Origin of the sequence: Tahibacter caeni (genome assembly GCF_024609805.1) — a bacterium.
In the GTDB taxonomy this organism is placed as follows: Bacteria; Pseudomonadota; Gammaproteobacteria; order Xanthomonadales; family Rhodanobacteraceae; genus Tahibacter; species Tahibacter caeni.
In genome coordinates this window covers 25,401-33,809 of sequence record NZ_JANFVR010000016.1, presented here as the reverse complement: position 1 = coordinate 33,809, position 8,409 = coordinate 25,401, and the positions used below count along the sequence as shown (strand labels likewise).

General features: G+C 63.5%; 19 protein-coding genes. All 19 read left to right on the top strand.

All coding sequences use genetic code 11. The features are described from left to right. Positions 1 to 121, top strand: a 121-nt coding sequence (locus NON22_RS02930; protein ID WP_484600497.1) for an EF-Tu C-terminal domain-related protein, incomplete at its 5' end; no start/stop codon positions are given. A gap of 241 nt (positions 122 to 362) precedes the next feature. After that, entirely contained in the window at positions 363 to 674 is a 312-nt protein-coding gene (gene rpsJ, locus NON22_RS02925; RefSeq protein WP_255910649.1) for a 30S ribosomal protein S10, read from the top strand. A gap of 33 nt (positions 675 to 707) precedes the next feature. Next, positions 708 to 1,349, top strand: coding sequence for a 50S ribosomal protein L3 (rplC, locus tag NON22_RS02920; protein ID WP_257385408.1), 642 nt, complete (start codon positions 708 to 710; stop codon positions 1,347 to 1,349). An 11-nt stretch (positions 1,350 to 1,360) separates the two neighbouring features. Beyond that, positions 1,361 to 1,966 (top strand): 50S ribosomal protein L4, encoded by a 606-nt coding sequence (gene rplD, locus NON22_RS02915; protein ID WP_257385407.1) that lies wholly within the window; start codon positions 1,361 to 1,363, stop codon positions 1,964 to 1,966. Then, positions 1,963 to 2,253, top strand: a complete 291-nt coding sequence (rplW, locus tag NON22_RS02910; RefSeq protein WP_257385406.1) for a 50S ribosomal protein L23 — start codon at positions 1,963 to 1,965, stop codon at positions 2,251 to 2,253. The genes rplD and rplW overlap by 4 nt, the downstream gene beginning before the upstream one ends. Positions 2,254 to 2,265: 12 nt before the next feature. After that, entirely contained in the window at positions 2,266 to 3,093 is an 828-nt protein-coding gene (rplB, locus tag NON22_RS02905; RefSeq protein ID WP_257385405.1) for a 50S ribosomal protein L2, read from the top strand. Positions 3,094 to 3,105: 12 nt separating this feature from the next. Then, complete coding sequence (gene rpsS / locus NON22_RS02900) at positions 3,106 to 3,384, top strand: 30S ribosomal protein S19 (protein ID WP_257385404.1); 279 nt, start codon at positions 3,106 to 3,108, stop codon at positions 3,382 to 3,384. An 11-nt stretch (positions 3,385 to 3,395) separates the two neighbouring features. Further along, a complete protein-coding gene (rplV, locus tag NON22_RS02895) occupies positions 3,396 to 3,731 on the top strand; it encodes a 50S ribosomal protein L22 (protein WP_257385403.1) in 336 nt (111 codons plus the stop codon). 17 nt (positions 3,732 to 3,748) lie between these two features. Then, entirely contained in the window at positions 3,749 to 4,456 is a 708-nt protein-coding gene (gene rpsC, locus NON22_RS02890) for a 30S ribosomal protein S3 (protein ID WP_257385402.1), read from the top strand. A 2-nt stretch (positions 4,457 to 4,458) separates the two neighbouring features. Continuing rightward, positions 4,459 to 4,872, top strand: a complete 414-nt coding sequence (gene rplP / locus NON22_RS02885) for a 50S ribosomal protein L16 (protein WP_257385401.1) — start codon at positions 4,459 to 4,461, stop codon at positions 4,870 to 4,872. Beyond that, complete coding sequence (rpmC, locus tag NON22_RS02880; RefSeq protein WP_257385400.1) at positions 4,872 to 5,057, top strand: 50S ribosomal protein L29; 186 nt, start codon at positions 4,872 to 4,874, stop codon at positions 5,055 to 5,057. Before rplP ends, rpmC begins: the two co-directional genes overlap by 1 nt. A gap of 11 nt (positions 5,058 to 5,068) precedes the next feature. Beyond that, positions 5,069 to 5,332, top strand: a complete 264-nt coding sequence (rpsQ, locus tag NON22_RS02875) for a 30S ribosomal protein S17 (RefSeq protein ID WP_257385399.1) — start codon at positions 5,069 to 5,071, stop codon at positions 5,330 to 5,332. A 22-nt stretch (positions 5,333 to 5,354) separates the two neighbouring features. After that, entirely contained in the window at positions 5,355 to 5,723 is a 369-nt protein-coding gene (gene rplN, locus NON22_RS02870; RefSeq protein WP_255910633.1) for a 50S ribosomal protein L14, read from the top strand. A gap of 13 nt (positions 5,724 to 5,736) precedes the next feature. After that, positions 5,737 to 6,051 (top strand): 50S ribosomal protein L24, encoded by a 315-nt coding sequence (rplX, locus tag NON22_RS02865; protein ID WP_257385397.1) that lies wholly within the window; start codon positions 5,737 to 5,739, stop codon positions 6,049 to 6,051. 11 nt (positions 6,052 to 6,062) lie between these two features. Continuing rightward, positions 6,063 to 6,602: a 50S ribosomal protein L5 gene (gene rplE, locus NON22_RS02860; RefSeq protein WP_257385396.1), complete on the top strand. Its 540-nt coding sequence runs from the start codon at positions 6,063 to 6,065 to the stop codon at positions 6,600 to 6,602. 17 nt (positions 6,603 to 6,619) lie between these two features. Beyond that, positions 6,620 to 6,925, top strand: coding sequence for a 30S ribosomal protein S14 (gene rpsN, locus NON22_RS02855; RefSeq protein WP_257385395.1), 306 nt, complete (start codon positions 6,620 to 6,622; stop codon positions 6,923 to 6,925). Positions 6,926 to 6,964: 39 nt separating this feature from the next. Continuing rightward, a complete protein-coding gene (gene rpsH, locus NON22_RS02850; RefSeq protein WP_257385393.1) occupies positions 6,965 to 7,360 on the top strand; it encodes a 30S ribosomal protein S8 in 396 nt (131 codons plus the stop codon). A 13-nt stretch (positions 7,361 to 7,373) separates the two neighbouring features. Next, a complete protein-coding gene (gene rplF, locus NON22_RS02845; RefSeq protein WP_257385392.1) occupies positions 7,374 to 7,901 on the top strand; it encodes a 50S ribosomal protein L6 in 528 nt (175 codons plus the stop codon). 60 nt (positions 7,902 to 7,961) lie between these two features. Next, the gene (rplR, locus tag NON22_RS02840; protein ID WP_257385391.1) at positions 7,962 to 8,315 is read left to right on the top strand and encodes a 50S ribosomal protein L18; all 354 of its coding nucleotides are present in this window, start codon (positions 7,962 to 7,964) and stop codon (positions 8,313 to 8,315) included. Positions 8,316 to 8,409: the final 94 nt, after the last annotated feature.

The following is an 8,409-nucleotide window of genomic DNA, read 5'->3' as shown; positions in this document are numbered from 1 at the left end:
CAACATCAAAATGAAGGTCACGCTGATCGCGCCGATCGCGATGGAAGAAGGTCTGCGCTTCGCGATCCGCGAAGGCGGCCGCACCGTCGGCGCCGGCGTCGTCGCCAAGATCTTCAAGTAAAATCAGTAGTATTTGCCGCCCTGTCAGAAGCAGGGCGGCCCCTACAGCGAAAAGAGGCACAGGATGTGCCTCGTGTTCGCCAGACACGGAGTCGTCGCGTATCGAGCCCGCTTGACGGGCGTCTATGCGCGTACTACACTTTCATGTCTGGGCGGACCAGTTTACTGGTTCGCCCGATTTTTTGGGGATCGGCACATGACGTTGCCGCCTCCCGTCGCTCTTTTACTGAAGGATTTCGGCCATGGCGGACCAAAAGATCCGTATTCGACTGAAGGCATTCGATCATCGCCTGATCGATCGCTCCGCGAGCGAAATCGTGGAGACTGCGAAGCGCACCGGCGCTCAGGTGCGCGGACCCATTCCGCTGCCGACCAAGATCGAACGCTACACCGTGCTGGTGTCGCCGCACGTCGACAAGGACGCGCGTGACCAGTACGAGACCCGCACCCACAAGCGCGTGCTGGATATCGTCGATCCCAATGACAAGACCGTGGACGCCCTGATGAAGCTCGACCTCGCCGCCGGCGTGGACGTGCAGATCAAGCTTTACTGAGTTCGGGCGTAGCACAGGCAACAGGACACGAACATGAGTATCGGATTGGTTGGCCGCAAGTGCGGCATGAGCCGAGTCTTCACCGAAGACGGTCGCTCGATTCCGGTGACCCTGATCGAAGCGACGCCGAATCGCGTCACGCAGATCAAGACGGTCGAGAATGACGGTTACAACGCCGTGCAGGTCACTGCCGGCAGCAAGCGCGCGTCGCTGGTGAACAAGGCGGCTGCGGGCCACTACGCCAAGGCCAAGGTCGAAGCCGGACGCGGTCTCTGGGAATTCCGCGTCGACGCCGCCGAAGTCGGCGGTTTCAACGTGGGCGGCGAAGTGAAGGCCGACGAGGTCTTCAAGGTCGGCCAGCTGGTCGACGTGCAGGGCGTCAGCAAGGGCAAGGGCTTCCAGGGCACGATCAAGCGCTGGAACTTCACGATGGGCGACGCCACCCACGGTAACTCGCTGTCGCATCGCGCGCCGGGCTCCATCGGTCAGCGTCAGACGCCGGGGCGCGTGTTCCCAGGCAAGAAGATGTCCGGCCACATGGGCAACGTCACGCGTTCGGCCATGAATCTCGAAGTCGTGCAGATCGACACCGAGCGCCATCTGATCGCCGTGAAGGGCGCTGTGCCGGGTTCGACCGGCGGCGACGTCATCATCCGCGCGGCTGCGAAGGCCTGAGGAGCGACGCCATGGAACTCAATGTTATCGGTGCCTCGCCGCTGAACGTTTCCGACGCCGTGTTCGGCAAGGAATTCCGCGGTGACCTCGTGCACCAGGTCGTTACGGCCTATCGCAATGCCGGTCGTGCAGGCACCAAGGCGCAGCTGTCGCGCTCGGAAGTGTCGGGCACCACCAAGAAGTTCAAGAAGCAGAAGGGCGGCGGCGCCCGTCACGGCGACTACCGCGCTCCGATCTTCGTCGGCGGCGGCGTCGCGTTCGCTGCCAAGCCGCGCGACTTCTCGCAGAAGGTCAACAAGAAGATGTTCCGCGGCGCACTCGCCTCGATCCTGTCCGAGCTGATCCGTCAGGATCGCCTGAAGGTCGTGGCCGAATTCGACGTCGACGCGCCCAAGACCAAGGGCCTGGTCGCCAAGCTCGGCGAGCTGGAGTTCACGGGCAAGACCATCATCGTCAGCGAGAACGTCAGCGAGAACTTGTATCTCGCCGCGCGCAACAACCACAAGGTGCTTGAAGTCGTCGACACCAACGCGCTGAATCCGGTCGCTCTCGTGCGCGCCGATCACGTCGTGGTGACGGTCGATGCGGTCAAGAAGATCGAGGAGTGGCTGGCATGAACGAGCGTCTCCTGAACGTGATTCGCGCGCCGCGTATTTCGGAAAAAACCGCGCGTCTCGCCGAGTCCAACCAGTACGTGTTCGAAGTCGCGTCGACCGCGACCAAAGCCGACGTGAAGGCCGCCATCGAGCAGCTGTTCAGCGTCACTGTCGAGGCGGTCAATGTGGTCAATGCCAAGGGCAAGACCAAGACCTTCCGTTTCCGTTCGGGCCGTCGTTCCGACCAGCGCAAGGCGTATGTCCGCCTCGCCGCGGGTCAGAGCATCGACGTAACGGCCAAGGCCTAAGGTGGGAAACCCATGGCACTGATTGATTACAAGCCGACTTCTGCTGGACGCCGCGCGATGGTTCGCGTGGTCACGCCGGGCCTGCACAAGGGCTCGCCGTACGCCGCACTGACCGAAGCGCAGAACAAGACCGGCGGCCGCAACAACAACGGCCGCATCACCACCCGTCACAAGGGCGGCGGTTCCAAGCAGCACTACCGCATCATCGACTTCAAGCGCGACAAGGAAGGCATCCCGGCGCGCGTCGAACGTCTCGAGTACGACCCGAACCGCACCGCGCACATCGCGCTGCTGTGCTACGCCGACGGCGAGCGCCGCTACATCATCGCCCCGAAGGGCGTGAAGGAAGGCGACCAGCTGATGGCTGGCCGCGACGCGCCGATCAAGGTCGGCAATGCGCTGCCGCTGCGCAACATTCCGGTGGGCTCGACGGTCCACTGCATCGAGATGAAGCCGGGCAAGGGTGCGCAGATCGCGCGCGCCGCCGGCGGCTCGGCCCAGCTCGTCGCGCGCGAAGGCGGTTACGCCACGCTGCGTCTGCGTTCGGGCGAGATGCGCAAGGTTCCGGCCGACTGCGTCGCGACGCTCGGCGAAGTCGGCAATTCCGAGCACAACCTCGAGAACATCGGCAAGGCCGGTGCGCAGCGTTGGCGCGGTGTTCGTCCGACCGTCCGCGGTGCGGCCATGAACCCGGTCGACCATCCGCACGGTGGTGGTGAGGCCCGCGCCGGACAGGGTAACCCGCACCCGGTTTCGCCGTGGGGCATGCCGACCAAGGGTTACAAGACGCGCAAGAACAAGCGCACTTCCCAGTTCATCGTGCGCGATCGTCGCGGCTGATAGGTACTTATCATGGCTCGTTCACTGAAGAAAGGCCCGTTCATCGACCTGCACCTGCAAAAGAAGGTGGAGGCCGCTGCTGCCGCCAACAACAAGCGCCCGATCAAGACCTGGTCGCGCCGTTCGATGATCCTGCCGGAGATGGTCGGTCTCACGATCGCCGTCCACAACGGCAAGGCGCACATCCCGGTGCTGGTCAACGAAAACATGGTCGGCCACAAGCTCGGCGAGTTCGCCATGACCCGTACGTTCAAGGGTCATTCCGGCGACAAGAAAGCCGATAAGAAGTAAAGGACACTGCGATGGAAACCAAAGCAATCCTGCGCAGCGCGCGCATTTCGCCGCAGAAGGTCCGCCTGGTCGCTGATCAGGTCCGTGGCATGCCGGTCGACCGCGCCACCAACCTGCTGACGTTCAGCGACAAGAAGGCCGCTCACCTGGTCAAGAAGGTGCTGCTGTCGGCTATCGCCAACGCCGAGAACAACGACGGCGCCGACGTCGACGAGCTGAAGGTCGCCAAGATCTTCGTCGACGAGGGCCCGACCCTGAAGCGTTTCGCCGCCCGCGCCAAGGGCCGCGGCACGCGCATCATCAAGCGGACCAGCCACATCACCGTGGTTGTCGGTACCGGCAGCTAAGCGAAGGACTTAGAACGATGGGTCACAAAGTTCATCCTACCGGTATCCGCCTTGGCATCGCCAAGGAGTGGAACTCCAAGTGGTATGCCAACAAGCGCGAGTTCGCTGGCTACCTGGCCGCCGACCTCAAGGTGCGCGACGTTCTGAAGAAGAAGCTCGCGCAGGCCGGCATCAGCAAGATCCTCATCGAGCGTCCGGCCAAGACCGCGCGCGTGACGATCCACACCGCCCGCCCGGGCGTCGTGATCGGCAAGAAGGGCGAGGACATCGAGAAGCTGCGCAAGGAAGTCTCGACGATCATGGGCGTTCCTGCCCATATCAACGTGACCGAAGTGCGCAAGCCGGAGCTCGACGCCCAGCTCGTCGCCGAATCGATCGCGCAGCAGCTCGAGCGCCGCATCATGTTCCGTCGCGCGATGAAGCGCGCGGTGCAGAACGCGATGCGCATCGGTGCGCTGGGCATCAAGGTCAACGTCGCCGGCCGCCTCAACGGTGCGGAAATCGCCCGTTCCGAGTGGTATCGCGAAGGCCGTGTGCCGCTGCACACCCTGCGCGCCGACATCGACTATGGCTTCGCGGAAGCGACCACCACCTACGGCATCATCGGCATCAAGGTGTGGGTCTACAAGGGCGAAATCTTCGACCTCGCTCAGGCGGCTGAAGCTGCCAAGGCCGAGGCCAGCGAAGAGCGTCCGCAGCGCCGCGCGCCGAAGCAAGGAGCCTGATCATGCTGCAACCCAAGCGTACCAAGTACCGCAAGGTATTCAAGGGCCGCAACGAAGGCCTGAGCTTCGTCGCGAACAAGGTCAGCTTCGGCGAATACGGTCTGAAGTCGACTGAGTTCGGCCAGCTGACCTCGCGTCAGATCGAAGCCGCCCGTCGCTGCATCACCCGTTTCGTCAAGCGCGGCGGCAAGCTGTGGATCCGCGTGTTCCCCGACAAGCCGATCACCAAGAAGCCCATCGAAGTCCGCATGGGCGCCGGTAAGGGCAATGTCGAATACTGGGTCGCGCCGATCCAGCCGGGCCGCATGCTGTACGAAATCGAGGGCGTCGATGAAGCCGCCGCACGCGAAGCGTTCCGCCTCGCCGCCGCCAAGCTCTCGGTCAAGACCCAATTCGTGACCCGGACGGTGCTGTGATGGAACTGAAAGAACTTCGTACCAAGTCCGCGCAGGACCTCACCGCCCACCTCGGCGAGCTGCGCAACGAGCAGTTCAAGCTGCGCATGCAAAAAGGCTCCGGCCAGCTGACCCAGACGCATGAGATCTCGCGCGTTCGTCGCGAGATCGCGACGGTCAAGATGCTGCTCGGCCAGATGAAGTAAGGACCGACGCCATGACCGACAACCAGAAGGCCGTCCGCACCATCCAGGGGCGAGTGGTCAGCAACAAGATGAACAAGACGGTGACCGTGCTGGTCGAACGCCAGGTGCAGCACGAGCTGTACGGCAAGATCATCCGCCGTTCGACCAAGTATCACGCCCACGACGAGAAGAGCGAGTGTCAGGAAGGCGACGTCGTCCGCATCCAGGAATGCGCGCCGCTGTCCAAGACCAAGAACTTCCGCGTGGTCGAGATCGTCGCCCGCGCCGCGCAGTAAGAAGGTCTGAGGAGAACCAACCATGATTCAGATGCAGACCTATCTCGCCGCCGCCGACAACTCGGGCGCGCGCGAGCTGATGTGTATCAAGGTGCTCGGCGGTTCCAAGCGCCGTTACGCCGCGATCGGCGACATCATCAAGGTCACGGTCAAGGACGCGATTCCCCGTGGCAAGGTGAAGAAGGGCGAGGTCTACGACGCGGTCGTCGTGCGCACCAAGAAGGGCGTGCGTCGTGCCGACGGTTCGCTGATCCGCTTCGACGGCAACGCCGCCGTGCTGCTCAACAACAAGCTCGAGCCGATCGGCACGCGCATCTTCGGACCGGTCACGCGCGAACTGCGCGGTGAGAAGTTCATGAAGATCGTGTCGCTCGCGCCCGAAGTGCTGTAACGGGGTCAACGCCATGAATCGTATTCGCAAGGGTGATCGCGTGCTCGTGATCGCCGGCAAGAACAAGGGCCAGACGGGCGAAGTGCTGCGCGTCGCCGACGACCGCGTCGTCGTCGCCGGCCTCAACATGATCAAGCGCCACACGAAGCCGAATCCTCAGGCCAACCAGCCGGGCGGCATCGTCGAGCGCGAGGCCTCCATCCATAATTCCAACGTGCAGCTGGTCAATCCGGCGACGGGCAAGGGCGAACGCGTCGGCTACAAAGTCCTCGAGGACGGCCGCAAGGTGCGTGTGTTCCGCAAGTCCGGCGAAATGGTTGACGCTTGAGGATTGCCGTAATGACCCGCCTTGAAAAACACTACAAAGATGTCGTCGTGCCCAAGCTGATGCAGCGCTTCGGCTATGCCAACGTCATGCAGGTGCCTCGTCTGACCAAGATCACGCTGAACATGGGCGTGGGCGAAGCGGTCGGCAACAAGAAGGTGCTTGAGAACGCGCTGGACGACATGAGCAAGATCGCCGGCCAGAAGCCGGTCACGACCAAGGCGCGCGTTTCGGTCGCCTCGTTCAAGATCCGCGAAGGCTGGCCGATCGGCTGCAAGGTCACGCTGCGCCGCGCCCACATGTTCGAGTTCCTCGATCGCCTGGTCAACATTGCGCTGCCGCGCGTCCGCGACTTCCGCGGCGTCCCGGGCCGCGCCTTCGACGGCCGTGGCAATTACAACATGGGCATCAAGGAACAGATCATCTTCCCGGAAATCGATTTCGACCAGGTCGACGCAATGCGCGGCATGGACATCTCGATCGCGACCACCGCGAAGTCCGACGAAGAAGCCCGTGCCCTGCTGGAAGCCTTCAGCTTCCCGTTCCGCAACTGATTCGCGAGGATTCTGAAATGGCTAAGACCTGCATGGTGAATCGCGAGCTCAAGCGCGAGAAGCTGGCCAAGAAGCACGCCGCCAAGCGCGCCGATCTCAAGAAGATCGTCAGCAGCGTGACCGCGACGTACGAAGAGAAGATGGCTGCGGCCGCCAAGCTGCAGAAGCTGCCGCGCGATTCCAGCGAATCGCGTCAGCGCAACCGTTGTGAACTGACCGGCCGCAGCCGCGGCGTCTACCGCAAGTTCGGCCTCGGCCGCAACAAGCTGCGTGAGGCGACCATGCGCGGCGACGTGCCCGGTCTGCGTAAGGCCAGCTGGTAAGAATCCAGCGGATATCGGTGCTAACACGAGGATTCAACAATGAGCATGACTGATCCCATCGCCGACATGTTCACCCGCATTCGCAATGCCCAGCTCACGGGTAAGGCGACGGTGCGCATGCCGAGCTCCAAGATCAAGCTGGCCCTGGCCAAGCTGCTGAAGGAAGAGGGCTACATCCGCGACGCGCAGGTCAACGCCGTCGAGGGCAAGCCGGAACTCGAAATCGCCCTGAAGTACTACGAGGGCAAGCCGGTCATCGAACGTCTCGAACGCGTCTCGCGTTCGGGTCTGCGCGTGTACCGTGGCAAGGCCGAGCTGCCGAAGGTGCTCGGTGGCCTGGGCATCTCCATCGTTTCGACGTCGAGCGGCCTCATGACCGATGCGCAGGCACGGGCCAAGGGCCTGGGCGGCGAAGTCATCGGCCTGGTCGCCTAAGAGGAGATAGCCAATGTCCCGCGTAGCAAAACTGCCGATCGCCCTGCCGAAGGGCGTCGAATGCCAGGTGGGCGCCGACGGCGTCACCGTGAAGGGTCCGAAGGGCTCGCTGAAGTCGGTTGCCTTCCCGGGCGTCGAGATCGCCATCAACGCCGGTGAACTGACCTGCAAGCCCGTCGCGATCGCCGACGACAAGCTGGCCGGCACGGCGCGTGCCGTGCTCAACAACATGGTCAAGGGCGTCAGCGACGGCTACATCCGCAAGCTCGAGCTCGTCGGCGTCGGTTACCGCGCCGCGATGCAGGGCAAGGATCTGAGCCTGACGCTCGGCTTCTCGCATCCGGTTCTGTTCCAGGCGCCGGAAGGCGTCACTCTGGAAACGCCGAGCCAGACCGAAATCCTGATCAAGGGTGCGGACAAGCAGGCCGTCGGTCAGGCTGCCGCCAAGATTCGCGGTTTCCGTCCGCCGGAGCCCTACAAGGGCAAGGGCGTGCGGTATTCCGGCGAGAAGATCACCCTGAAGGAAGCCAAGAAGGCCTAATGCGTGAAAGCCCGGCTCCGCGCCGGGCTTCTCCATACCCTTCAGCTTCGGAGAACGACGATGGAAAAGAAAACGTCCCGCCTGCGCCGCGCCAAGTCGACGCGCGCTCGCATCCGCACCCTCGCGGTCGCGCGCCTGACCGTGCACCGCACGGGTCAGCACATCTACGCCCAGGTCATCGCGCCGTCGGGCGACAAGGTCATCGCGGCGGCTTCGACCCTGCAGGACTCGGTGACCGAGGGTCTCAAGGGCACGAAGAACAAGGCTGCCGCGGCTGCCGTCGGCAAGGCTGTCGCCGAGCGCGCCAAGGCTGCCGGCGTCGAGTCGGTCGCGTTCGACCGTTCGGGCTTCAAGTATCACGGCCGCATCCAGGCTCTGGCCGAAGCGGCTCGCGAGGCCGGCCTCAAGTTCTAAGCGAAAGACCCGCGCGCGGGCACTTGGGATCGGCTGTCGTGTCCACAGTTCGGTCCACGCTCCGCACGGTGCAACGAACCACAACTCCAAGCGG

Bases quoted from the DNA above. Each gene is read 5' to 3' on its own strand.
- rpsJ (WP_255910649.1), top strand. From the start codon at position 363: ATGGCGGACCAAAAGATCCGTATTCGACTGAAGGCATTCGATCATCGC.
- rplC (WP_257385408.1), top strand. From the start codon at position 708: ATGAGTATCGGATTGGTTGGCCGCAAGTGCGGCATGAGCCGAGTCTTC.
- rplD (WP_257385407.1), top strand. From the start codon at position 1,361: ATGGAACTCAATGTTATCGGTGCCTCGCCGCTGAACGTTTCCGACGCC.
- rplW (WP_257385406.1), top strand. From the start codon at position 1,963: ATGAACGAGCGTCTCCTGAACGTGATTCGCGCGCCGCGTATTTCGGAA.
- rplB (WP_257385405.1), top strand. From the start codon at position 2,266: ATGGCACTGATTGATTACAAGCCGACTTCTGCTGGACGCCGCGCGATG.
- rpsS (WP_257385404.1), top strand. From the start codon at position 3,106: ATGGCTCGTTCACTGAAGAAAGGCCCGTTCATCGACCTGCACCTGCAA.
- rplV (WP_257385403.1), top strand. From the start codon at position 3,396: ATGGAAACCAAAGCAATCCTGCGCAGCGCGCGCATTTCGCCGCAGAAG.
- rpsC (WP_257385402.1), top strand. From the start codon at position 3,749: ATGGGTCACAAAGTTCATCCTACCGGTATCCGCCTTGGCATCGCCAAG.
- rplP (WP_257385401.1), top strand. From the start codon at position 4,459: ATGCTGCAACCCAAGCGTACCAAGTACCGCAAGGTATTCAAGGGCCGC.
- rpmC (WP_257385400.1), top strand. From the start codon at position 4,872: ATGGAACTGAAAGAACTTCGTACCAAGTCCGCGCAGGACCTCACCGCC.
- rpsQ (WP_257385399.1), top strand. From the start codon at position 5,069: ATGACCGACAACCAGAAGGCCGTCCGCACCATCCAGGGGCGAGTGGTC.
- rplN (WP_255910633.1), top strand. From the start codon at position 5,355: ATGATTCAGATGCAGACCTATCTCGCCGCCGCCGACAACTCGGGCGCG.
- rplX (WP_257385397.1), top strand. From the start codon at position 5,737: ATGAATCGTATTCGCAAGGGTGATCGCGTGCTCGTGATCGCCGGCAAG.
- rplE (WP_257385396.1), top strand. From the start codon at position 6,063: ATGACCCGCCTTGAAAAACACTACAAAGATGTCGTCGTGCCCAAGCTG.
- rpsN (WP_257385395.1), top strand. From the start codon at position 6,620: ATGGCTAAGACCTGCATGGTGAATCGCGAGCTCAAGCGCGAGAAGCTG.
- rpsH (WP_257385393.1), top strand. From the start codon at position 6,965: ATGAGCATGACTGATCCCATCGCCGACATGTTCACCCGCATTCGCAAT.
- rplF (WP_257385392.1), top strand. From the start codon at position 7,374: ATGTCCCGCGTAGCAAAACTGCCGATCGCCCTGCCGAAGGGCGTCGAA.
- rplR (WP_257385391.1), top strand. From the start codon at position 7,962: ATGGAAAAGAAAACGTCCCGCCTGCGCCGCGCCAAGTCGACGCGCGCT.